The sequence below is a fragment of the Corallococcus sp. EGB genome (genome assembly GCF_019968905.1).
Classification (GTDB): Bacteria; Myxococcota; Myxococcia; order Myxococcales; family Myxococcaceae; genus Corallococcus.
Genome location: NZ_CP079946.1, coordinates 3,957,279 through 3,980,778 on the forward strand (window position 1 = coordinate 3,957,279; position 23,500 = coordinate 3,980,778).

The following is a 23,500-nucleotide window of genomic DNA, read 5'->3' on the forward strand; positions in this document are numbered from 1 at the left end:
CCAGGGGAACCGCGTGCGCGAGAGGGGTTCGGTCGGGTCTGTCTGCATGCGATAGGGCGTGGATACTTCCGCTTGGCAGAGAAGGCCAATGTCTGGAATGAGTCAGGCAAGGCCTTGCAGGGGCGAGGGGCGCGACTGGGAGGCCCGAAGCAATGGAAAGCAGACAGCCGCCCTCCCGGGGGATGGCTTGTGAGCGCGAGCCCGGCTATGGGCTTGTCCGCGTGCCTCCTCTTCTCTTCGCATTCACAGTGGGGCTGGGGCAGGGATTGCTCCACGCGGTGGGGCCTGACCACTGTGCGGCCATGGCCACGCTCGGCGCGCTGGGAGGTGGCCGTCGCCGGGCGGCGCTCCTGACGGCCCTGCGCTTCGCCCTGGGACATGCGGCCATGTTGGCCGGTGTGGCGGGCGTATGTCTGTTGGCGGGCGTGGGCCTCTCCGAGGCGTTCGAGCGCTGGGCGGAGATATTCGGGGGCGGGGTGCTCATCGCCCTCGCTGTCACGGCGCTGCTCTATCCGAACAGCGTGGGGCACGGCCATCCACACCTGCCCGGTCATGACCGGGAGCCGCACCTGCACACCCATGCCTCCGGCCACGTCAGCACCGCGGCCGGTGCGCTCATGGCGGTTTCAGGTGTGCGCTCACTGCTGCTGGCACTTCCGCCGCTACTGGTGGGAGGCAGCCTGAGCACGGCCGGCTGGACGTACCTGCCGGGCTTCGCCCTGGGAATCCTCCTGGGCATGGGGGCCGTGGGGCTGCTCTTCGCCGAGGGCTACTCGCGGATGAACCAGCGCCTCGGCGCCTGGCTCCATCGCGCCGTGGCGCTGGGGTCCGGAGCGCTGGGCCTGTTCTGGATTGGCTCGCGGCTGCGGCTCTGACTTCGGGCCGCAGGCAGATGGCGGTAGGGCACGGGAATCGAACTCGCCAGGGACTGCTCTCGCAGCCCCTCACCGGTTTTGAAGGCGAGTTCGCGCCGCCAGCGCCACAGAGGGAAAACGCCCCCATTTAGGACTCGGAAGGCACGCGCTAACGACGCGCTAACGACCGAGGACCGAATTGGGAGCAGCTCCGAAGTGGATCGGGAAGTGGGCAGGGGGAAGGGTCCGTGAGGCCCGAGGACGCCAAGTTTGGGTCATTGAGCGACAACGCCGGGTAGTGGCCCTCGATGCCGCCAGCGAGCGTGAGGCCCTGGCGGAGTTGGCTCTCTGGGAGCGCAACCCGGACGGCTATCGCACGCGACGACAGTCGGCGGCTGACGATGCGCCGGTTCGGATCGATGAGGAGGCCTTGTCCGGCCTGATGGCGCATCTCACCGAGAAGGGACGCAGCAAGGACTACCGGCGTGACGTTCGGAACTACCTCGCGGCGTGGGCCGAAGCCCTTGGTGGGCGGGACCTGCGGAAGGTCCAGCTTCGAGAGTTGCGCAAGCACCTCGCTGACTGGAAGACAGCTCGCAAGGGCCGCATCATCGCGTTGAAGACGCTGACTGCGTGGCTCCGTGAGGATGACCAGCTCAAGCCGTCCGAGGACCCGACGCTGGAACTCAAGGTGCCGCCCTCCGTTGCGGAGAAGGGACGGAGGAAAAAAGGCTACCCGATGGCAGTGGTTGAGAGTTTCTACTCTGCTATCAAAAGCCAGTCCGTCCGAGACGTGTTGTGCCTGCGTGCGAAGACGGGCATGCACGACTCGGAGATTGCGCGGATAGCCTCGGGTGATGGGGAACTACGCGATGTGAACGACCCATGCGGCATCCGGGGGACAGCTTGCTTCCGTCATAAGAATGGGCGTGTACACGTTGTCAGCTTGGATGCGCAGGCGTTCACGGCAGCGCAGCGACTCCAGGCCCGGAAGAAGTCTCCGAGCCGAAGCACCGTTCATGAGTGTCTTGGGGCAACAGCTGCCCGACTCACGAAGCGCTCTCCGGAGGGGCGCGTCGCGCCCATTCACCCTGGCGAGCTGCGACACTGCTTCGCGACGTGGTCCTCGGAGTGCGGTCGGGTAGTGAAGCCCACTTCGGGTGGCGTTGCCCTTGAGATGGTCGCCGCCGTCATGGGGCACCTGAGTACTCGGACGACCAAGCTGTTCTACGAGGGAGTCCAAGTGCCTCCGATGATTGTGTTCCCGCTTCGGCTGGTTCATCCCGAGGACCCCGTCGTGGTCATTCCGGAGGCCCAGCAGGCCGCCCGGCGTGGCCGTCCAAGGGGACGGCTCGGAGTACAGCTGCCCGGTGCTCGGAGCGCACCGCCCGGCGTCGGGCGGGCTCGGGAGGAGGCGACCCAAGCCGCAAGACGGACAGCACGGATGTAGCGAGGACGGTTGTCCGCCGTCCAAATCGAGGGGCGCGAACAAGGCGCCCCTCTTTCAAGAGCGCGAAGATGCGAGCCCGACTGCAATGCAGCAGCTCCGCAGCGCGCTCCACGGTGACGGCGGGGCCATCGAGTCCAGGGCCGGTCAGTTGAAGGGCCATGCTCACCTCGGGAGGACGCGACGGGGGGCGAGCCGGCCAAGGGCGTGCAGCCCGATGCCGATGGCGTCCCAGACGTTGTGGTGGAGGTCACGCGCGGCGGGCAGCTCCACGCGCAGGTGCTCGCCCGCGTCGAGGCGCTGTTTGATGCGCTCGATGAAGGCGTCCGCGTCGAGGGTGCCCTTCCAGTCGCGCGGGTAGACGCTGCGGCGGTCTGCGACTTGCGCCAGAGCCCCGCCTAGCGTGCCGACGATGCCGGCAAGCTGGATGAGGTCGTTCTGATCGCCCTTCTGGTGCGCAGCGGCGTAGACGCGCGGCAGCTCGATGACGAGGTGGAAGGCCACGTCGCCGACGCGCGGCCAGAGCCACTCCTGGACGGCGCTGGCCATGGATGCCCAGGAGGACAGGGACAGCACGCCGTGGGCCGGCGCGGGGTTCTTCGGGAGCCCAGCGCAGATCAGGGACGCGGAGGGGACGTCGAAGAGTGCCACGCCGCAGTGGCGCAGCCCCGGGTCGATGGAAACGAGCCTCGTACAGGGCTCGCCGCTCATAGTGCTGGGGTTGGAGTTCACTACCCAGCAATGGGGGCAGGTTCAAGCGACTGGATGGGGCTCAAATCTAAAGATTGAAAGAGTGCTGCCTTGGAGGTCCGCCCTTTTCCAGAAGGGTGATGGCTGACTGAAGTGCCTGAACGATATCGGCATGCGATGTGCCAATTTTGTCGTTCCAGTCTTGGAGTTCTTGAATGTCCTTGCAGGTAAGTGTGGTCCCGACGCAATGGAAGACCATGCGCTGCTGGTCTGCGTCCAGGGCTTGTGTTGCGGCATGGAGTGCGCCAACGATGCTAAACGCATATGCCTTGGGGCTGTCCCATGTTGTCTTTCTCTTGTTTCGGTCCTTGGCGAAGGCGTCCTTGCACCAGTTCTCTTGGTGGCCTAGAACCAGAATGGCCCTCTTTAATGCTCGTATGGCTGGTGCTTGCTGAGAACCCTTGGGGAGGCTTCTCTTCTTGATTAGTCGGTCCCGCTCTAGTTCACGGGCGAGTTCTTTGGCTGCGTTGTATGCTTTTTCGAGATGGAACTCGACGACATACATGCACATGTTTCGGCGCTGCTCAGTCGCAAGCGGATGAAGGAACTGCTGTCTCCCATCTGAAGCGCGTCTTACGTCCTCAATGATTCCTGCGGCTGTTCGCATCCACGCACGGCGGATATCGGCCGAGTAGCTATTGATCTCGGTGGTCTCTAGAAGCCAGCAGACGCGCTCACAGCGTTCATGCAGTTTTTCGGCTATAGGCGGGGGCTCGAACTGCGCCCACGTTGGGGATTTATTCCAGGCGCGAACGGAGTCCCGCATGAGACTAAGCGCCTCACCAATCTGCGGAGCCTCCGGATTCTCGATTGCCTCGGCTAATAGCTTCATAGCTCCATCTTATGGCTGTCGGACCCATGGTGGAGAAGATCTGAACGTGGTGTCCTTGCGGACCCAATGAATGTCGTGCCTGTCCGGGAAGTTCGTGCTCAGAAGTGGGTGGGTTCCCACACCAGCAATCGGCCTGCCGCGTCGCGCACCGTGGCTGCGTTCTTCGACAGCACCCGCGATAGGGCGGGCTCCGCCTCAATGGCATCGGCGAGGTCCGGGGTCGTCTCGCGCATGGCCTGCCGCATGAGGTGCGCCATGCGCTCCGCCGCGTCGTGGAGGCGGTTGGGGCAGTCCGCGCGCAGCTCCGCCACCAGCTCATCGTGCACCATGAGGACGAGCCGCGAGCCCCAGAGAGGGGAGCGCCGGGCCGTATACATCTCGCGGGCGACGCGCCAGGTGGCCAGCTTCGCCCCCACGGCGCCGAGGGCCTGAAAAGGCGTGTTGAGCCACTGCGTGTAGCCGCAGCCTCCCCGGAGGATGTTGGCCCCGGGAGTGAGCACGTCCACGAACTGCCCGCCGTAGGTGAGCCGGCTGGCGCGGGAGAACAGCTCCCGTTGCTCGGGCCATGCGTCCAGCCACCTGTCGCCGTAGCGTTGGGAGACTTCCACGCACGCGGCGCAGACCATTTTCACCTTGCCCTGGACACGCACCGGCACGCGCTCGATTCCGCATGCCTCCGCCACCTTGGCCAGCAGGCAGAAGCGGACGTCGTCCTTCGCTCGCGCGTGGTAGGCCATGGCGCCCGCGCCCATGCCGCCGCCCTTGCCGAAATTGAAGACCTTGGCGAGCGCACGGAAGGACGTGGCCGTGGCCTCCTTCGCCTTCACGCGAGGCCGCAGGGCCGCGTAGCTCTCGCCGAGGAACGTCGCTGCGGCGGAGGTGTGGACGTCCTCCTGCGCCAGCAGGGCCTCGGCCATGCGCGACCAGCCCACGTCCCAGATGGCCCGCTGGGCCATGGTGCGCAGCTCCAGGCCGGCGTAGTCCACGGAGCAGTAGACGAAGCCAGGGCGGGCCTCGTGGCACTCGCGGACGCCGCCGCGCTGGGGCAGCTGCTGGTAGTCGCTGGAGACGCGCGTCGTGGACACCAGCACGTTGAAGCGCGGGTTGAGGGGGCGCGTGACGCCAGCCTCCAGCTTGCCCAGGTAGGTGGAGCGGTACTTGTCCACCTTGCCTGCCTTGCCCAGCTCCTCCAGCAGCGGGTCCCCCGAGTCGAGGAGCGTGTCCCTGTCGGTAGCCACCTGCCCGTCCGGGAAGCGCTCCGTGGGCGAGGTGACGGGCGGCAGGCCGTTGTAGGCGGCGGACACGAGGGCGGAGAGGCGCTTCGAGTCCTTGGTGCCATCGGGCCGGAAGATGCCCGCCGCGAGGAAGCGGGCGCGGTTGGCGCTCCACTCCGCCTCCACGCGCTGGCGCAGCTGGGCGACGCGCCCACCATTGGTGCGCAGGCCCCAGAGGGAGGCGAAGTGCAGCGCCAGGGCGGCGCGGACCTGGTGCCCTTCCGCGTGGAGGTTGCCGCCGGTGGGGCTGTCGGTGGCGGCGCGTTCCTGGGCGTGGTGGACGTCGAGCGTGAAGCGAGCGTCGCGCTTCGGGTAGTCCACGGCGGCAGGGGGCCACTCCTCCAAGGGGACGCCGTCGAGCTGCGCGTACCGCAAGCGCCATGCGTCCGGGGCGTGCTTCTCCGCGCTGATGTCGAGTCCCAGGTGGCGCTTCACCAGGAGGGCCAGCGGGTAGCGGGCTCCCTCGTCGTCGTCCAGGGGGCGGCCTGTCTCGGGGTCAACGCCGTGGAGTCCTCGGGCGATGTCCAGGAGGGCCTCGCGGATGGCGACGTCATGCAGGCGCCCGGCGTCGGCGGCGTCGAAGACAGCGTCCACGAGCCGCGCGTCGTCCGCGCACATGACGCCCAGGTCGTAGGCGAGGTTCGCGCCCGTGAGGTGGACGCCTGGGGATGCGATGGCCTCGCGGAACCACTTGCGTGCCTGGGCGGCGGAGAGGAGGCGCTCGCTCCCCGGGGCCGCGTCCGCTACGGAGGCGCAGACGAGCGGCGGGGCGAGGAGGCCGGGTTGAATCAGGTGCGTCTCGGTGTCGAAGCTGAAGAGGGTGGGCACAACACCGAAAGGCCCGTGTCGTGGGCCAGCCGTGGCGCGTTGGGGGACGCGCCAAACGTGTCAGCGATGGAAGGAAGGACTGCGGGCTACGCCAGGGCGTTCGCGAGAGTCGGCAGCTTCGCGGCGGCGCGCTTCTCGTCGAGGGCGGACAGCTCCGCGTCAGTGGGCGTGACGGTGCTCCAGCGGTAGCCCTCGATGACCTTCCCGGGCTTGCCATCCTTCTCGGGCAGCACCTTGGGGAAGACTTCGCAGTCGATGGGCAGGAAGGCGCCGGCCTGCAAGTCGCCCGTGAACTTGGCGAGCTGCTCCAAGGAAAGCTCCGCCTCCTCGGCGCCAGCCAGGGCCATGACGAAGGCCTTGAAGCGCCCTCCACCGTTCTTCTTCACGTCGGAGAGGTTCTCCACGTAGGAGATGACAGCCCCGACGCGGTTGGGCTCGGTGGCGGGCTGCGTCCGCTCGGCGGACACCACCTTCAGCTCCGCGATGGCAGACAGGCCCTTGAAGCCGTCCTTGGTGCGGATGGACTGCACCTCCAGGCGGTAGCGGCCGGCCTTGAGGTACTGCGCGCCGAGCTGCGCCTGGGCGCTGACGATGCGTGCGAGGGCTGCGTTGTTCATGTCCCGTTGCTCCATTGAGGGTGGGACGTCGGAAGGACGTCCTCACCTGCTTCAATGGGGGCAATTTCTGGAAGTGGCTCAAGAAGTTCTCTCGGGCACGCCCCAATGCGTTTCACATAGGATCAACGGGGGATAAGGGGGAATGAACAAGAAGGGCTGGCAGGAACTAAAAAGGATGGTCGTGTAGCTTTGTCACGACCACTCCGGCTTTACAGCGGCCACACGGTTCGGGCAGGATTGAAAAGGCGACGCCCCAAGAGAAAGCGATAGGAGGCACAATGCTGAGCGCACTGTATTATCCATATATGAGCATTGGCAGTAGGGATGTTCTGAAGAATGCTCTTTTGCTGTGGGACAAGGTGGAGGTCATTGTCCCGTCTTTGTATGTCTCTTTGCGCCGTTTTGAGAGGACATGGCCCTCTGAGTCTAAAGAGGAAATCAAACTATTGCGAGAGGCTGAGGACTTGGTCGTAAGCCCCAGGATTCCTACGGGTGAAGAGCAAGTGAAAGCTCACAAGGCATTGGAGGAGATGGCCAATACTGGGGAGCTTGCAGCGCTAGCCCAGAAGAAACTCCCTGAAGAGAATGGCGTTTTATTTTCTGTGGACTCCGATAAATTTCTCCATGAGACATGGGATATGTTGCGGCGGCGTAAAATCGTGCATTGGAGTGGCCTGAGGCGCGATCGCGAAGTGCCGCCGGCCATTGGTTTGTTGCTGATGTCGGTCTTGTCTGATATATGCGCGGGCACGCAAATTCAGATGATAACAGATCACGCTGAGGCATATGCATGGCTGGCTAAGCAGAGGGCCGGGATTCTTGGTAGCCAATATGTTACGGGGGTGAATTTGTGTCAAGTTGAGCCCGAGCTTGATCGGCTTGTTGCTCTGTCTCTCGGTGTGGTGGGTGGTCAGAATATCGGGCTTCGTGAGCTTGTTGATATGCGTAAGCGTGAAGCCAATGGCCGCACTGGTGACTACAGGGCGATGCGCCATCGCTACTCAAAGACGCTGGCCGCGCATGTGGCAAGAATCATGAAGGAGGCTAGGTCGGAAGCTGATTTACAAGAACTGGACAGGCAGTTTCGGGATGATGTGGAGCAGGATTTTTCGGATTTGATGTGTGAGCTTAAGGTTGCTGGAAGAAATACGCTTATTTCTGGGAGTGTAATCGTGTCTACTATCTTGGCAAAGGGAGGAGTTACTGAGCCGATTGACGGACTCGCGGCGCTAGCGCTGCGAGTAGGGGTTGGAATTATTCCACTGGTGGGTGCGTGGAATCATTATCGCGGCGCGCGACGTGACGTGCTAAAGAAGCACACGATGTCATGGTTGTTTGTCGCAAAGCAGCGGCTTGTGTGTAAATTTTAGGTGTTTGAGATGTGTTAATTTTCTCGTGAGCTGAAACGACTATTGACATGTCGTTTCCCGTGTAGTGTGTGTATGCAAGGGCCTTTTGTGGCTGCCCATCCGTCTGCTGGATGAACAGCGCCCGCTCCTGCGCCGTTGTAAAGGCCGCCGCGTAGTCCTTCGTATGGAGGCACACCTCCACCTCGACGCCTCCCGCCTGCTGCCCAGGGCGATGCGTGCGCGCGAGGAGCTGCTCCCACAGGGCACCGTCCGAGGGCGGCGTCACCACGAGGTTTCGGGAGAACTGCTGAAGGTTCTTCCCCGTCGCATGCGCCTTGATGCTCGCGACGATGGAGCGCCGGCCGTGCTCCATGAGGATGGCCTCGGACGCGGCCCGGCCTCCGCCGTAGTACGGCACGCCAGCCGTACGGGCGATCCGCTCCCCCAGCTCCGGGAACTCCACCCAGACGATGCCCACCCGCGAGCGCGCCCACTCCGCCGCGTCCTGCACCAGGAAGTCCGACACCCAGACGGCCTCGGGCTCGGGCTGGACCGCATCGTGAATCTCCGCCCAGTCCCGCCATGTCTCCGCTTCCCAGATGGGCTTGTCGCCCTCGTAGGGCGGTGACAGGTGCGCGCGGATGGCGGCCTTGGTGAGCAACCCCGGTGAGTCCAGGTGCTCGCGCCGCTTGCCCTTCAGCTCCTCCCACACTTCTTTGTTCCACGCCTTCCGCCGCGCGAACCACTTCTCCACCAGCTCCGGTGGCTCGCCCCTCGGGTAGCGCCAGCGGTGGAAGAAGCCGGCCGACAGCTGCCGCGCGCAGGCCATGGCCTGGAGCTGCTCCTGGAACTGCTCCCCGTCCGGACGCTCCCCCGCGTGCGCCAGCTTGATGAAGGCCAGCACCTCGGCCGGCACCGGGCCCAGTTGGCGCGGGCGGATGATGAGGGGCTTGTCCAGGGCGCTCTCATCCGTGGCGACGACGCCGCGCGTGTCGTTGCGGCGGCGCCGGAAGCCTTCGCGGACGTGCTCGTCGGGCTCGCACAACCGCTCCAGGGCTCCGGGCGGGGCTACCACCTTGGCCGGGTCCAGCGCCGTGCCCCACTCCTCCACGACGTGATGAGCCAGCGGCAAGGGCGACCCTTCGCGCAGCGCCAGCCGCGACAGGTGCGCGTAGTCCTTGATGCTCTTGGACGCGAACGTGCCGGACAGGGCTACGAGCCTCGTCTCCGGGCGCTTCTCGAAGTAGCGGAGGAAGCGCCCGGTGCGGGAAGCCTTCGGGTCCTTGAGGTTGTGCGCCTCGTTGAGAATCACGAGGTCCGGGCGGATGCGCTCCAGGAGGTTCGTGGCTTCCTGGCTGGAGAGCTTGTTGTTGGTGATGACGTGCAGCACCGGCCGGCCGGGCCAGAACCACCGTCCGCCCGCGAGGTTGGGCAAGCGCCAGTGCGCGCCGTAGTAGTCCCACTCCGCGTTGAACTGGGGCAGGAGGCTGGCGGGGATGAAGAGGCAGGCCACGCGGCAACTCGGCATCACCATGGGCATGAGGAAGGTGGTCAGCTCCTTTCCATGGCCGGTGCCGATGGGCCCCAGCAACCCGCCCACGCGCGAAGCCTCCAGCAGTGCCAGGGACTGGATGTGCCGGAGCCGCGAGGGGCACGGACGCGGCGCGCAGTTGCACGGCCCCGGAGGCGCGCGCAGCTGGGACTCCAGCGCTTCGAGGTCCGCCGCCGCGTCGGACGTGGCGAGGTCGCGGCGCGGTAGCGCGAGAATGCGCGAGAGGTCCGACGACCAACCCACGGGCGAGCGGCCGGTGCGCGAGGAGTGCTCGGCAACCTGGGGCACGTCGCCCGGGGGCGTGGACGGCCGTGCCGTGACGCCGAAGCGCTGGAGGCGGCCCACGGCTACCGGACGCCTCGGACGAAGTGCCCCGGGCCGCAGAGGGGCTCCAGGGCTTCCACGGCCACCTGCATCAACTCGCTGCCCGCCACGCCCAGCGCGGCGTAGGTGCCGGGCTCGGGAGGCTCGGCGCGGATGGTGGCGGCCAGGACGCCCTTCCACTTCCCATAGGCCAGGGGCGAGTCATTGGGGGCGACGCGGATATCCACGACGCCGCACTCCTGCTCAATCCTCGCCACCACGCGGCCGACGTAGCCGGAGAGAAGCTCGGCGGGGCAGTTGGGCACGCAGTCCACGAACAGGGACAAGCCGTGCGCGGCCTCCATCTCCGCCTTCGTCCGACGCTTGCGGCGCGGCGCCTCGTCGCTGGCCGGCGCGGTGGCCTCGGGCGCGGTGACGGAAGCGAGCGCCGGATCGCTCTTGGGCGCATCGGGAGGCAGCACGGCGGCGAGCTCCTGCTCGGGAGCGGCCGGGGTCGGCGCGGTGGACGCGGCGGACTCGGGGGACTTCATGAAGCGATTGGCGATGGTCATGAGCGGCTTTCCTTGGGACTGCGTGTTGAGACACTGCGCCTGGAAGGGGCACCCGCCGTACTTCTGGCAGGCGCTCCAGTTGGGCTTCACCTGGTTGGGGGACGTGGCCCGCGCGACGTCGCGCATGAGGCGCGCCATCGGCTCGACGTGCGCGTGCCACTCGTCGCGGACATGCTCGGCGCTGACGGTCGCGACGACGGAGCGGGTCTCCCGCGCACCGCGCGTCTGGAAGTAGAGGTGCTCCAACTCCAGCCGCTTCAGCCCCGGAAAGCGCTTGGCGGCGAGGACGGCCCAGTAGCCGTAACCCACCATCTGGATGCCGGCGTCATGCGCGGCGGTGGCGAGCTGCTCGGGCGTCGCGGCGTAGCGGGTGATGGAGGACGTCGTCTTGTGGTCCGTGACGCGCAGCACGCCCTCGGCGAGCTGTCGCGGGTTGACGAGGTCGATGAATCCGGTGAGCGGGACGCCATCCGCGAAGAGGGGCGAGGGTTCGCCGAAGTGCTCCTCCACCAGCAGGTCCGGTCCCGGCGCGGGCAGCAGGTTCTTGCCGGCCGCCGCGATGGGCCCCAGCACGTCCTCGCCCGTGCGCAGGTAGTGCTCCAACTGCGCGTGCGTGATGGTGCCGACGTCCCGAGCCTTTGAAGTCCGCTCGGGAAGTCGGAGCACCTTGGAGAAGAACCACGCGCGCTCGCAGAGAGCGAACTTCCGCAACTGCGAGACGGACAGGTGGCGGAGGACGCCGTCCTCAACGGCGTGGGACTCCGGTGCTTCGTGGGCTGGACTCACCCCTATTCAATGGGGGCGGCTTGGCTCCGGAGCTTGGTTAGTATCGCTCGTCAGTGTCCCCTATGTGTGGTGGACTCTCGTTTCATAGGAGGTGTGCGATGGGGAGATATCGGGATAGGTTTGATGATTTGTATAGTGCCGCTGTGCTTGACCGGCGAAGGTGCCAGGAGGCACTAGTCGCGCTTGATGCGGAGGCGTCGACTTGGGGGGATGTGCGGCTTGTTTCAATACGGGCGCATATTAAGTTGCTGGCGGGAGACGGACAGGGCGCCCTTGCTGATTTCGGGCGAGCGATTGAGTTGGAACAGGAATGCGGGGGCAACTATTACAATCGTGGCTGGGCGCATGAGCAGCTTGGGATGAAGCGAGAGGCCCTTTGTGATTTCTCTAGGTGTGCAGAGATTGCAAAGGCGACGAGTGATGAGGAATTGCTCGATGCTGTTGAGCACCATGTGTCGTGGAATGGGGATGGCTATATTCTGGTGTGAGGTGGGGAGGGTGGCTGATTTGTGAAATTGCTTTCAGGGGATGTGCATGTGGCTCCCTCGCAGGAGTCTGGTCGCGTGCTTGGTGCGGCCAATGCTCCAGCAGGACGTATCCTTTCGTGTCCTGCTGGAGCCGTTGATGAATGAGAGCCCCCCATTGAGGAGCCGCCTCTCGGGTGCGGCGGCGTTTTTCGGAGAGGCTACGATGCCCTCTTCAACTCTTGGCCGAGGGCGATGAACGCATCGGCGAGCCCCTCTCGCTCCCACTGGCCGGCAATTCGGAGGCGCACCCGGGTGGAAGCGTGGTTCTCGGTAACCGTCCGGCCAACGACGTGCCGTGAGGGATTGCCGGGGTAGCGGGGCGCGGCGGACGCTGCTGGGCATGGCGAAGCAGGTGGAGAAGCCGGAGTGGGCGCGCATCGCGGAGGCCTTTGAGGCGAGCGGGCAGACGCAGCGGGAGTTCGCGTTGGCGCACGGCATGCGGCTGAGCACGTTGCAGTCGTGGGTGTACCGGCATCGGCGGTCCGCTCCATCGCGAGCGGAAGCCGTGCGGCTGTTGCCGGTGCGAGTGGCGAGCGCCCCCGCGGCGCCGGAGTCCCTGCTGGAGGTGGTGGCCACGAGCGGAGCGCGGGTGCGATTCGCGGTAGGCACCGACGTCGGTTACGTGGCCCGGCTCGTCGCGGCGCTGGGGCGGTAAGTCGTGTTCGCCCTGCCTGCGTCGGTGCGCGTGGTGCTGGCGATGGAGCCGGTGGACATGCGCAAGTCGATTGACGGCCTCATGGCGCTGGTGCGCACGGCGTGGGGCGAGGACGTCTACTCGGGGCACCTCTTCGCCTTCGTCTCCAGGCGGGGCGACCGCATCAAGGTACTGACGTGGAGCCGGGGCGGCTTCGTGCTGCTGTACAAGCGGCTGGAGACGGGCCGCTTCCGGCTGCCGCCGGTGGACGCGGGCGCGCAGGCGGTGACGCTGGACGCCACGCAGTTGGCCATGCTGCTGGACGGCATCGACGTGGCCCAGGTGAGGCGCCAGCCCGCCTGGGCACCTCCCGGGCGTCCGGGCACCTGACGTGCCCGGCCCGGGACACGGCGCGGCGGCGGGGTGTTGAAGCCCGGTGCCCCGTGAGCTTCCCCAAGACCACTTCTGCCCCTGGCGCGAAGAGGCCGAAGAGCTCAAGGAGCGCCTGACGTCGCTGGAGGCGAAGATGGCGGCGCTGGAGCGTCACGTCTTCGGCAAGAGGACGGAGAAGCTGCCGACGGTGGCCGCCGAGTTGCGTGGAGCCACGGACTCGACGGCGGCCCGGGCCGAGGCCGCGAAAGAGAAGCGGCAAGAGAGAGCCGCCCGCAAGGCCGAGGGGGCCCCGGCGCGGGAGATTCGCCACGCGGTGCCGGCCGAGGAGCGCCACTGCCCGGCGTGCGGCGGCGAGGACTTGAAGCCGCTGGGCCAGGGCCGCACCTCGGTGGTGTACGAGTACGTGCCCGCCCGCTTCGAGAAGCAGGTGCACGTGCAGGAGGTGCTGGCGTGCGCGTGCGGCCGGGGCGTCGTCACCGCCCCGCCTCCAGCCAAGGTGGTGGACAGGGGCGAGTACGGCCCGGGCTTCCTCTCCCACGTGGCGACGTCGAAGTGCGCGGACGCCATGCCCTTGCACCGACTCGCCCAGCGGGTGGAGAGAAGCGGCGCGCCCATGAGTCGCAGCACGCTGACGGACCTCTTCCACCAGGCCGCCTCGGTGCTGCTTCCTCTTTCGCAGCACCTCCTGCAGTGCATTGCGTCCGCGGACGTGGTGTGGGCCGACGAGACGCCCATGCGCGTGCTGGACGTGAAGAAGACACGCCAGGGCTACCTCTGGACCTTCCTCACCCAGACGCCCACGGGCGAGTGGCTCATCGGCTACCGCTTCAGCCTCGGCCGGGCCAGCACGACGCCCAAGGACGTGCTGGGCGGCACCCGGGGCGTCCTCGTGGTGGATGCCTATACCGGCTACAACGCGGTGACGCTGCCCGAAGGGCGCGTCCGCGTCGGGTGTTGGGCGCATGTGCGGCGCCGCTTCTTCGAGGCGCTCCCCACCGCGCCCGAGGCCCGCGAGGCCTTGGACTTCATTCTGGCCCTCTACCGGGTGGAGGCGCTGGCCCGCGACGCGGGCGTCGTGCGCACGGACGCGCACCAAGCGCTGCGCCAGCAGCAGAGCCTCCCCGTCCTCTCGGCGCTGCGTGCGTGGATGGAAGCGCAGACTTCGCGCCATCTGCCCAAGGGGCCCATGGGCCAGGCCCTCTCCTACGCGCTGAAGCAGTGGGACGCCCTGACGCGCTTCTCTTCCGACGCGCGTCTGCCCTTGGACAACAACCGCTCCGAGGCGGCGCTGCGCAAGGCCGCCCTGGGCCGGAAGAATTTCCTCTTCGTCGGCCACGAGGCCGCAGGGCAGAACCTCGCCGGCCTCTACGCTCTCGTCGCCACCTGCGAGGCCAACCAGGTCAATCCCGAGGCGTACCTCGCGGATGTCCTGCTGCGGGTGCAGACGCACCCGAATGCGCGCATCGGTGAGTTGCTACCTCACGAGTGGAAGCGGCGACGCGCCGCTGACCCGCCCGAGTCACCCCTCCAGCCCAGTCCCTGACCAACTCGCTCCTCGCGGCGCTCGCCGAGCACGGTCGCGGTCCGTCTTCAATCCTTCCGGCACGTCGTTGGCCGGACGGTTACGGTTCTCGCTCACCTCCACCTCGGGCGGGCTTCCGGCCTCGAACGAGAGCTGGATTTCCGTCCGCGTGCTGTCGCCTCGGAAGGGGCCGAGTTCGGCACGCACGGAGACGTGCTCCGGCATTGCGCCAGGGATGCGGACCACGGTGACACATTCAGGCTTCGTCATGGCTGAACCACCTTGTGGGGTACTGCGAGGGAAGGGTTGTGGAGTGGCCGACCACCCAGTGACGTGGGAGGCGCGGCGGGTGACGTCGGCATGTAGGACTGCCGCGCCTCCTGATGCGCGGTCAGCAAGTCCTCCGGCGTGCGGTACATGCGAGGCCTGCGCCCGTCCGCACCTCGGCGCTGGTGCTTGGTGAAGCCGAGCGCGACGAGGCAGGTGCCCACCTCCGTGGAGGCCCGGTGGTCCACCTGTGCGACAGGCATGCCCAGCGCGTCCGTGGCCACCTGGAGAATGGACACCTCGGCGGGCCGCCGCTCCTTCGGCGTGCGCAGGAACCACTGGACGATGGCCTCCCCGCGCCCGTCTCCCGCGCCCTCGGCGCGAAGCGCCGCCTGGGCCTCCGCGCGCTGGGCCTCCTCCTCGGACAGCCACCAGGGCTCGCCCCGCTGGAAACGCACCACGGCCTCCGCCCAGAGGTGGTTCCTGTCCTGGCGCAGCGCCTCGATGTCGATGCGGGTGCAGTGCACCGGCCAGTAGCGGCGGTGCCCCGTCGGGTCCTTCAGGTAGGCGTCGTCATTCGTGGTTCCGACGAAGATGCAGCGCCGGGGCGTCTTCACGTTGGCGCGCCCGTAGGGTGGCCGGTAGGTGTCCTCGGTGCGGCTGATGAAGCCCTTGAAGGGTTGGTTTTCCGCACGGCGAAGCGTTGAGAGTTCCGCCATTTCGATGAACCAGAACTGGGACGCGAGCATGGCCGAGTCCTTGTTGTGGACGTCGATAGGCGCGTCGCTGAACCAGTCTCCAGCCAGGACACGCAGCGCCGTGGACTTCCGCAGCCCCTGGGGCCCCTCCAGGATGAGGACGGTGTCCACCTTGCAGCCCGGCCGCAGCGCCCGCGCCACGGCGCCGATGGCGAACTTCTCGCCGATGGTGCGCAGGTGGGCGACGTCTCCCTCGGCGCCAAAGTAGCGCGCGAGCATGCCCGCGAGGCGCGGCACTCCGTCCCACTCCAGCGCTTGGAGGTAGTCGGCGACAGGGTCGTAACGGTTGCGCTTGGCCACGGCGAGAATCTGCGGCGCGACGACGGCGGCCTTGGGCTGGAGGCCGAGGCGCCCGTACTCGCTTTGCTGGAGCCAGTTGGCGATTTCGACGTCGAGCGTCTCCGGGTCGAGGCCTGGAGGCAGCGGACCGCCCACCACCTCCAGGCGCTTGCTGACTTCGTTGAAGCGCAGCACGCCCCGCCACTCCGGGGACGACAGCAGGACGGTGAAGACGTTGGCCTCGCAGTTGCGGAGGCGGCTGTCGCCCTTGCTGCTGATGTCCATGATGAGGTTGCGGCCCCATGCCTCCGGGTCCTCCTCGCCTTCCTCCGGGGCCAGGCCGGGGGCCTGGGCGGTTGGAGGGCGGGTGCCGAGCGCACGCCAGATGGCCTCATTCTCCGCGAGCCGCTTCGCGTCGGCCTCCGTGCGGCGGGCCCGGTGGCGGCGCAGCTTGAGGCGAGCCTGCTCGCGCAGGTGCTCCGTGCCCTCGCCCCAGTCCGTGGCCGCGAAGCAGTCGCGGAACAGCTCCAGGACGACGTCTTCGGGCGTCTCCAGGGGCAGGACGAAGGCGCAGCAGCTCATCAGCGTGTTGAGGGTGGTGTCCTGGGCGCCGCGCTCGGCGAGGGGCTCACCCGCGAGGGTGCGGCGGATGAGCTCCCGGTGCTCGGGCTTGCGGACGCAGCGCAGGAGGGCCCGCAAGTCGAAGAGATCCGCTGCCGCGCCCATGGTGGCTGGCGCGGACTGGGAGGGGGCGCGCGAATGCACGAGGAGCGCGTCCACGTCGAGGGCGTGGCCTTCGCGCGTCCAGGCGACGGTGGGGTGCTCCCCGGAGTGATTCGGCAGGAAGTACATGCGCCCCAAGTCTTTGGTGCTCGGGTCCGCCGGCAGGTCGAGGAGGCGCACGGCGGCGGCGCGCACCGCTGGCCACTCGGAGCGCAGGGCGGGGCGAGTCAGCGGCACGACGACACGCAGGCTGTTGTTCCCCGGGCGGTGTCCGTGGGTGGAATGGACTGCCGCCGCGTACCCGTCGAGTCGCTGGGGCAGGGCCGAGAGTCCCTCGTCGGAGAGCCCGTCCAGGTCGAAGACGGCCGCCGTGACGGCACGGACGTGCTCACTGCGGCGAATGGGGCCGATGTCCACCGGGGCCCAGCCTCGCTGCTCCAGCTTCACCGGGCACTTGTGGCCGACGCATGGGGCGCAGGCCGACACGGTGTGCGTGGTGAGAAGCCGCTTCAACTCCTCCCAGGTGACGTCCTGGGGTTTGGGCTGGGTGTCCGTGACGGTGTCGAAGAATGCAATCAGCATGAGGCCTCCTCGGACGCGCGCGCGGGTCGGCCGAGCGGGGAGGGGGCGGCAGGGTAGGGCGGGAATCGGGCATGCGATGGAGTCACACCCCTTCAATGGGGGCACGTTCTCGCCGTGGCGCGAGGAAAGTCGCTGTGCCTGGGCGGACGATGGAATCACCCTCCTTCAATGGGGGCACGTTCTTGCCGTGACGCGGAGAAGGCTGCCGTGCCCGGCATGGCACTCCCCTCTTCCCCTTCTCCTAGAACCCTTAGAGAGATGAGGTAGGAATATAGGAGAAGGAGGAATACACGCGCGCGAAGGGATATCCCACATCATCGCGCGTAAGAGTTGGGAGGGCCGTTTCTGGGTTGTGAATGCCTGTGCCGCCCATGGCCTCGCACGAATCCTCCACACCGTGCTGGCGCTGCCCCCATTGAGTGGGGGAATGGCTACGACTGCTCAAATCCCCGAGTTCGTGAAACAACGTGTCAGTGCGGCGGCCCGCACTGCGTCCCCTGGCGCCCGCCCGCACCCGGTGCAGAGGGGGGCCGAACCCCCGGGCGCGAGCCGCGCGCCGTCTCGGCATGTCTCACGAAATGGGTGTTTCACTCCGCGAGGGAGACATTCCGCAGAGTGTGACATGGCTGGCGTCTTGCTTGGAGCCGCGCGCGCTGTCGCTGGGGCGACGGCGGCTTTCTCAACGCAGGGGAGGCACGGGGGATGATGCGACGACGGGTGTCGAAGGACGAGCCGCATGTTTCACGGGGAGCTGTGTCGCGGGAATGCCCGGACGCCTTGGTGCGCGAGATTCGCTCGGCGGGAGAGTCCGCGCGGGCTCGGCGGCTGACAGAAGCGCTGCTGCGCCTCATGGAGCCCCAGCTGCGCCGACAGGCGCGCCGCTACGAGAAGCTGCGCGGCTCGGTGCAGGAAGATGACCTCGTGCAGGTGGCCCTCCTGGAAGTCCTCAAGGCCATCAGCACCTACCGTCCGGAGAAGCGCGGCAAGCAGACCTTCTCGACGTGGGTGGAGTGGCGGGCCCGGCGCGCCATCATGGACCAGATTCGGATGCACAGCGCGGACGTGCGCCCCTCGGACGCCGCGCAGCGCGGACGCAAGGGGCAGGGGAAGGCGCCAAGGGCGTCCCCGTTGGTGAGTCGCGATGACCCGGCCGAGGCGCTGCCGTGCTCGTTGACGAAGATGCACGACGCGGCCCTGGCGCTGGAGGCGGCCACCATCGAGGACCTCTTCATGCTGCGCGAGGAGTGCGCCCGGCTGCGGCACGAGGTGCTGCGGCTGGACCCGAAGCTGCGGGAGTTGGTGTCGCGCGTCCACGGCCTCGGGCGGGAGTCGCGCAGCGTGCGGCAGGTGGCCCTGGAGTGGAGCGAGCCGCGAGGTCAGCTGGACGCCATGTTGGCCCGCGCCCACGAGCATCTCCGCGAGCGGCTGGGGACGAAGGCGCGCTGATGCCCGTCCTCGTCGCCCAGCGTGGCGGCCCCTGTGCCGCGTGCGGCGCGCTCGTGCTGAAGGGCGAGCGCATCGACTACACGCTAGGGACGGGGCCGCGTCACCTCGCGTGCGCGGACAGGCTACCGGAGCTGCGCCGCAACCAGCACGCCGCGCCTTGCGTCCTGTGCAGCGTCCAGGTGCCGAGGGGCGCCGGAGCCCTGTCCGTCACGGAAACGTGCGAAGGCGGGGCGTTTACGCGGCGCTGGGCGGTGTCCTGCGTGGACTTCCTGGCCTGCCACGAGCGCATCGCGGCGGCATCCAGCACATAGCCCCCCGGGTCCAGATTTGGGACGGTCGTCCTTTTCCTGCCTTGCTCGGCGCGCCCCCACGCTGGACAAAACTTCGAAAAAATCGCGCCGGGCGGGTTTTGACGGGCGTGATGCATGAGTTGGAGAAAAACACCGCCAGAAATTGCCCCCATTGAAGAGGGGAATGGCACGCCCAACCAAGCTGACACCCGAGATTCAGGCCGCTATCTGCGCTCACCTGGAGCGCGGCCTCTTCCGTCGCGCCGTGGCTGCCCTTGTTGGCGTTGATGATCAGACCCTCTCTCGCTGGTTCCACCGGGGCGCGGGAGAGGAGCGAGGCCTTTACCGGGACTTCTTCCTGGCGGTGAGCGCGGCCGAAGCGCGCTTCATGCAGTCCTCCACGGAGATGCTGCTGGCGACAGCGGCCAACAACCCGCGACACGTCCAGTGGTTGCTGTCGCGGCGATTCCCGGAGCTGTACGGCCGACGCGACAACGTCGAGGAGAAGCCGCCCGAGGATAGGGCCGCTGACGAGGTGGCCCTGCGCGAGCTGCTGATGGAGCGGCTGGGCCGCTTCCTGCCGGACGCCTCCGAGGCCACGCCGGATGCCAGCGGCGCTGGAGGCGACGATGCGCCGTGACGCCTTCGGCTTCTCGGGGATGCTGGAGAAGCTCTCCCCGGACGAGTCCCCCGCCGAGTACCTCGTGAAGCACGCGGGCACGCGCCAGGGCCTCGCGCGCCTCTTCGGGAAGCTCACCCAGCCCGAGGTGGAGACCCTCGTTCATGACTTGGACTTCTGGGCGCGGCGCGAGCAGGTGCCCCCGGCGTCCTTCTCCACCTGCTTCATCATGGCGGGCCGGGGCTTCGGGAAGACCTGGAGCGGCGCCCGGTGGGTGATTCAGAAGGCCCGCGAGGCGAAGACGATTGGGGCCCTCATCGGCCCCACGGCGGCTGACGTGCGCGACACCATGATTCGCGGCTCCAGTGGCATCCTGGCGTTGTCCCCTCCGTGGTTCATGCCGGTGTACGAGCCCAGCAAGCGCCGTGTGACGTGGCCCAACGGCGTCTATGCCATCTGCTACTCGGCGGATAAGCCGGACCGGCTGCGCGGCCCGAACTGCGGCTGGGCCTGGGGCGATGAGCCGGCCTCCTAGAAGCACGAGATGGCGGCCCTCGACCAACTCCCCATGGTGCTGCGCATTGGCAGCGCCACGCACCCGCCCCAGCTGCTGCTCACTGGAACGCCCCGCCCGCTGAAGAAGCTGGAGGAGCTGCTGTTCTCCAACGCGGAAGCGAAGGCGCTGCGGCCGGGCGTCGTGCTGCGCACGGGCTCCTCGCTGGCCAATCGCGCCAACCTCGCGCCCAGCGCCGTCGCCACCATGCGCGCGCTCATGAACACGCGCTGGGGCCAGCAGGAGGTCCTGGGGCGGCTGCTGATGGACGTGCCCGGCGCCATCTTCGGCTCGGCGAAGTGGGGCCGCGTGGAGGCGGATGCCCACGAGTACGCGCGGGGCCTGGACCGGCGCATCGTGTCTGTGGACCCGGCGCCCACCAGCGAGACGGGGTCGGACGAGACGGGCATCGTCGTCCAGGGCGTGAGAAGCAGTCCGCTTGCCGGGACGGATGGAGCGCCCCTCAAGCGCATCTCCGTGCTGAAGGACGCGAGCCTCCGGGGCTCGCCGCGCGAGTGGGCCGCCGCCGCCATCCGCGAGTACCTGGCCTTCGGCTGCGACGCCCTGGTGGCAGAGGTGAACTCGGGCGGGGAGATGGTGGAGACGACCATCCAGACGGTGGCCTCGGAGATGGGCGTCCAGGTGAACGTGAAGCCGGTACGTGCGCGGGAAGCGAAGTCGAAGCGAGCGGAGCCGGTGAGCGCCCTGGCGGAGACCGGCCGCATTGAGCTGGTGGGCAGCTTCCCGAAGCTGGAGGCGCAGCTCGCCAAGTTCAGCGGCATCAACGGACGCCGCGATGACCGCGTGGACGCACTTTTGTGGGGCGTCCACGAGCTGGTGTTCGCGGATTCGTTCTTCTGCTTTTGAGGGTGGACGCCATGGGTTTGTGGGAGCGGATGAAGTCGGCGGTGGTGCGTCCCCCGCGACAGGGGACAGGGCTGGAGCTGGCGCGCTGGCAGCAGGCGCCGCCGCGCCGGGGCACGGCGCAACTGCTGGCGGCGTACCGCGAGATGCCCTGGCTCCGGGCCGTCGTTGACGTGGTCGCGGATTCAGTGGCCGGGGTGAACTGGCGCGTGTACCGCCGCGTCTCGCGGGACGGCCACCCGGTGAAGGACTACGCCCTGCGCAGCGCGACGCGGGAGGTCCGCGCCATGCGGCTGAAGGCCATGGTGGACGCGGGGGAAGTCCAGGAGGTGCCGGACCATCCCATTCTGCGGATGCTCGCGGACCCGAACGACTACCTGACGGGCCGCTCCGTGACGAAGCTGGTGCAGGTGTACCTGGACCTCGTCGGAGAGGCCTTCCTGGTGTTGGAGCGCGTGGCGGGCTTCCCGGTGGGATTCTGGCCGGTGCCTCCGAACCTCGTCATCCGCCTACCCGCGATGGACGTGCCGCGCGAGCAGCGGACCTCCACCGTCGCTGTGGGCGGCGTGACGAGGGAGATTCCAGCAGCGGACGTGCTCCACCTGCGCAACCTGGACCCGGAGGATCCGCTCGGTCGCGGAGTCGGCCCGGCCTTCGCGCTGGGGGATGAGCTGGACACGGACGAGTTCGTGGCGCGGTTCCTCCGTGCATCCTTCTGGAACAACATGCTGCCACCCGCCATCGCGTCGATTGAGGGCCTGACGGATGCGAACAGCGCGGGTGCGAAGGCCTTCAAGGAATCACTGGCGCGTGAGCACCAGGGCCCGGACAAGGCGGGGAAGCTGCTCCTCACCAGCGGCCGGGTGACGTTCGCGCGCCTGGACACCAGCTTTCGCGACATGCAGTTGGTGGAGCTGCGGAAGTTCCTGATGAACTTCGTGCGGATGACGTACCGGGTGCCGCCCGAAATCGTGGGCGACATCTCCAGCTCAAACAAGGCAACGGCCTTCGCGGCGCGGGAGAACCTCGCCGAACAGGCGACGTTCCCTCGCATGGAATTCCTCCGCACCGAGTACCAGACACGGTTGATGCCACTGTTCGGCGACGCAGAGGCTATTCTCGATTACGACAGCCCCGTGCCGGCCGACCGCGAGCACCAACTCCGTGTCACGGGCACCATGCCGGAGGCATTTAGCTATGACGAGTGGCGAGACCTTGCGGGCTTCAAGCCGGACCCTAACCGGCAGGGGTATCCACTGCCGATGCCAGGACAGGTACTGAATGGGCTGCGTGTGCGAATGTCACAGGAATGACAACTCCCACGAGAGTCCAAGATAGTCAAAGAAGACCCGCCCCCGAGTTCAGAACACACCGCATCCCACCGATTATCGGCACTTCCAAGAATTGCCTCTGTTCGCAGGGCAACTTGCACGGACTGCCGCGAAACGATTAGCCTATCGCGTAGTTTTTCCAGAACGGGGGAACGGAATGAATCTCAAGGCCCTGCTGCTTGCGGTGCTTCTAGTTGGACCACTTGCTGCATCCGCCCAGATCAAGATTTCAAAGGTCTTCGATCAGGGAGAAGGAGGCATTTTCGTGCAGAAATACTATGACGAAATGCTGACGCGGCAAAACTCATGCGGCGTGTATCTGAGCGACTTCTATTTTAGTGAGGTTCGCGAAGGACAATATATTGTCATTTTGAGCATCGCCTTCCAGGAACTTCCGCTTGGCGGCGTAAACGCGGTGACCAAGAAAGAGATACGCGTTCTGTTTGATGATGTAATCTCGACCGTTGACAAGAACAAGCAAATCAAGCTGAGCCTTTCGGACAAGGCGCTCGGCGGAAATCAGATTCTATCAGATACAAACAATGTCCATGTTGAAGTTAGGCTTGTTAAGGTCCGGGACAATTATAGGCAGTTTTTTGATGCAGTTGGGCCGCTGCTGAATGTGGCGGTTGCTCTCCCTAGTGCAGTTCAGGCGCTTGACAAGCTTGTTGATACGGTGGCGGTGGATGAGAATCGAAAGAACTGGCTTGTGTTTTCTGCCGATCTGTATGTTCCGGCAAATGCCTTTGAGAACGCCAAGATCCGGGATGACAATGTGATTCCTCTGCTCTTGAATAACAAGGTGTACGCAATTGCTTTGGGCGGGGGCACGCCGCTGCCCGACGACTCTGTCATGGGGAAGGTAGGCTCTCTGATAAATTCTTCGGCTCTCTTTGTTTCTGGGAAGAGGATTATTAAGCCGAGTGAGGCGAAATACTCCGGACTGGTGCGTCTGTATTTCACAAAGGATACGACTCCTATTCTTCCTCAGGTTTTGGCGGACAGGCTGAAGGATATTGATGCTGCTATCAATGGACCCGACACGGCAGCGGATAGGAGCGGTTTCGGTGCGATGCTGAGGGAGACGGCGGCTGTTGCTGGTTTGATGGAGAAACAGAAGACAATCGATGCGCAGGCGAATTTTGCGATCGGGGAATACCTGAAGATTGCGAAGATTTGCGAGTCAATGCGAACATCTCGCGGCGACGCTCAATGGCAGGAGTCGTTTGGGCAGTGGGCACGCGCCTTTGAGACTCGGGGGGCAGCCTATGGAGGTCAGGCCGTTGGTGTCTTGGGGATTTATGACTCACAGCGGGTTGCGAAAATATTTCTCCCGTCAGGTCTGTCTGACGATATGATTATGTCTTTCTATACATGGCAGCTTGAGATACATAATACATTGAAGGCTCAGAATATTGCAACCTTCTCCGCGGCAAGGCCGGCTGCTGAGGGGGCTCCCCCAATCGCCAAGAACCAGTAGTTGTTCCTTGTTGGATTGTCTGAGCATATCGGATTTTTTGTCGGCCAGTTGCGGAGGTTGCCCCCATT

20 protein-coding genes are annotated in these 23,500 nt (G+C 66.4%); 13 read left to right on the forward strand and 7 right to left on the reverse strand.

Annotated elements, in window-relative coordinates; all coding sequences use genetic code 11:
• Nucleotides 1-221 precede the first annotated feature (221 nt).
• Nucleotides 222-875, forward strand: coding sequence for a hypothetical protein (locus tag KYK13_RS16685; RefSeq protein ID WP_370645378.1), 654 nt, complete (start codon nucleotides 222-224; stop codon nucleotides 873-875).
• Nucleotides 876-1,152: 277 nt separating this feature from the next.
• Nucleotides 1,153-2,304, forward strand: a complete 1,152-nt coding sequence (locus KYK13_RS16690; RefSeq protein WP_223645507.1) for a site-specific integrase — start codon at nucleotides 1,153-1,155, stop codon at nucleotides 2,302-2,304.
• Between the two features lie 162 nt (nucleotides 2,305-2,466).
• Here the strand turns inward: KYK13_RS16690 and KYK13_RS16695 are convergent, their stop codons facing one another.
• The 4 genes from KYK13_RS16695 to KYK13_RS16710 form a co-directional block, all read right to left on the reverse strand.
• Entirely contained in the window at nucleotides 2,467-3,012 is a 546-nt protein-coding gene (locus KYK13_RS16695) for a hypothetical protein (RefSeq protein ID WP_223645509.1), read from the reverse strand.
• A gap of 67 nt (nucleotides 3,013-3,079) precedes the next feature.
• A complete protein-coding gene (locus tag KYK13_RS16700) occupies nucleotides 3,080-3,883 on the reverse strand; it encodes a hypothetical protein (RefSeq protein WP_223645510.1) in 804 nt (267 codons plus the stop codon).
• A 98-nt stretch (nucleotides 3,884-3,981) separates the two neighbouring features.
• A complete protein-coding gene (locus KYK13_RS16705) occupies nucleotides 3,982-5,985 on the reverse strand; it encodes a DNA polymerase (protein WP_223645511.1) in 2,004 nt (667 codons plus the stop codon).
• Between the two features lie 86 nt (nucleotides 5,986-6,071).
• Entirely contained in the window at nucleotides 6,072-6,602 is a 531-nt protein-coding gene (locus KYK13_RS16710) for a hypothetical protein (protein ID WP_223645512.1), read from the reverse strand.
• A 278-nt stretch (nucleotides 6,603-6,880) separates the two neighbouring features.
• On the opposite strand from KYK13_RS16710, the gene KYK13_RS16715 reads away from it, so the two are divergent.
• Nucleotides 6,881-7,972 carry a hypothetical protein gene (locus tag KYK13_RS16715; RefSeq protein ID WP_223645513.1) on the forward strand — a complete coding sequence of 364 codons (1,092 nt, stop codon included), beginning with the start codon at nucleotides 6,881-6,883 and terminating at the stop codon, nucleotides 7,970-7,972.
• Here KYK13_RS16715 and KYK13_RS16720 read toward each other — a convergent pair.
• Nucleotides 7,857-9,848, reverse strand: a complete 1,992-nt coding sequence (locus tag KYK13_RS16720) for a helicase (protein WP_223645514.1) — start codon at nucleotides 9,846-9,848, stop codon at nucleotides 7,857-7,859. The two genes, KYK13_RS16715 and KYK13_RS16720, sit on opposite strands and share 116 nt — an antisense overlap.
• Nucleotides 9,849-9,850: 2 nt before the next feature.
• Complete coding sequence (locus KYK13_RS16725) at nucleotides 9,851-11,164, reverse strand: PD-(D/E)XK nuclease family protein (protein WP_223645516.1); 1,314 nt, start codon at nucleotides 11,162-11,164, stop codon at nucleotides 9,851-9,853.
• Between the two features lie 867 nt (nucleotides 11,165-12,031).
• On the opposite strand from KYK13_RS16725, the gene KYK13_RS16730 reads away from it, so the two are divergent.
• Genes KYK13_RS16730 through KYK13_RS16740 form a run of 3 tightly spaced genes read left to right on the forward strand, consistent with a single transcriptional unit; the run spans nucleotide 12,032 to nucleotide 14,261 of the window.
• Nucleotides 12,032-12,346 carry an IS66 family insertion sequence element accessory protein TnpB gene (locus KYK13_RS16730; protein ID WP_223644095.1) on the forward strand — a complete coding sequence of 105 codons (315 nt, stop codon included), beginning with the start codon at nucleotides 12,032-12,034 and terminating at the stop codon, nucleotides 12,344-12,346.
• A gap of 3 nt (nucleotides 12,347-12,349) precedes the next feature.
• Entirely contained in the window at nucleotides 12,350-12,715 is a 366-nt protein-coding gene (gene tnpB / locus KYK13_RS16735) for an IS66 family insertion sequence element accessory protein TnpB (RefSeq protein ID WP_223645518.1), read from the forward strand.
• Nucleotides 12,716-12,761: 46 nt separating this feature from the next.
• Nucleotides 12,762-14,261 carry an IS66 family transposase gene (locus KYK13_RS16740; protein ID WP_223645519.1) on the forward strand — a complete coding sequence of 500 codons (1,500 nt, stop codon included), beginning with the start codon at nucleotides 12,762-12,764 and terminating at the stop codon, nucleotides 14,259-14,261.
• Nucleotides 14,262-14,506: 245 nt separating this feature from the next.
• On the opposite strand, the gene KYK13_RS16745 is transcribed toward KYK13_RS16740, so the two are convergent.
• Nucleotides 14,507-16,849 (reverse strand): virulence-associated E family protein, encoded by a 2,343-nt coding sequence (locus KYK13_RS16745; RefSeq protein WP_223645520.1) that lies wholly within the window; start codon nucleotides 16,847-16,849, stop codon nucleotides 14,507-14,509.
• Between the two features lie 780 nt (nucleotides 16,850-17,629).
• Between KYK13_RS16745 and KYK13_RS16750 the strand changes: the two genes are divergently transcribed.
• The 7 genes from KYK13_RS16750 to KYK13_RS16780 all read left to right on the forward strand — a co-directional run bounded on the left by KYK13_RS16750 (nucleotide 17,630) and on the right by KYK13_RS16780 (nucleotide 23,432).
• On the forward strand, nucleotides 17,630-18,295 hold the full coding sequence (locus KYK13_RS16750) for a sigma-70 family RNA polymerase sigma factor (protein ID WP_223646635.1): 666 nt from the start codon (nucleotides 17,630-17,632) through the stop codon (nucleotides 18,293-18,295).
• Complete coding sequence (locus KYK13_RS16755) at nucleotides 18,295-18,606, forward strand: hypothetical protein (protein ID WP_223645521.1); 312 nt, start codon at nucleotides 18,295-18,297, stop codon at nucleotides 18,604-18,606. Before KYK13_RS16750 ends, KYK13_RS16755 begins: the two co-directional genes overlap by 1 nt.
• Before the next feature lie 163 nt (nucleotides 18,607-18,769).
• Complete coding sequence (locus KYK13_RS16760) at nucleotides 18,770-19,225, forward strand: hypothetical protein (RefSeq protein WP_223645522.1); 456 nt, start codon at nucleotides 18,770-18,772, stop codon at nucleotides 19,223-19,225.
• Entirely contained in the window at nucleotides 19,215-19,739 is a 525-nt protein-coding gene (locus tag KYK13_RS16765) for a terminase large subunit domain-containing protein (protein WP_223645523.1), read from the forward strand. Before KYK13_RS16760 ends, KYK13_RS16765 begins: the two co-directional genes overlap by 11 nt.
• 9 nt (nucleotides 19,740-19,748) lie before the next feature.
• Complete coding sequence (locus tag KYK13_RS16770) at nucleotides 19,749-20,624, forward strand: hypothetical protein (protein WP_223645524.1); 876 nt, start codon at nucleotides 19,749-19,751, stop codon at nucleotides 20,622-20,624.
• Nucleotides 20,625-20,635: 11 nt separating this feature from the next.
• Nucleotides 20,636-21,934 carry a phage portal protein gene (locus KYK13_RS16775; protein WP_223645525.1) on the forward strand — a complete coding sequence of 433 codons (1,299 nt, stop codon included), beginning with the start codon at nucleotides 20,636-20,638 and terminating at the stop codon, nucleotides 21,932-21,934.
• Between the two features lie 175 nt (nucleotides 21,935-22,109).
• Entirely contained in the window at nucleotides 22,110-23,432 is a 1,323-nt protein-coding gene (locus KYK13_RS16780) for a hypothetical protein (RefSeq protein ID WP_223645527.1), read from the forward strand.
• Nucleotides 23,433-23,500: the final 68 nt, after the last annotated feature.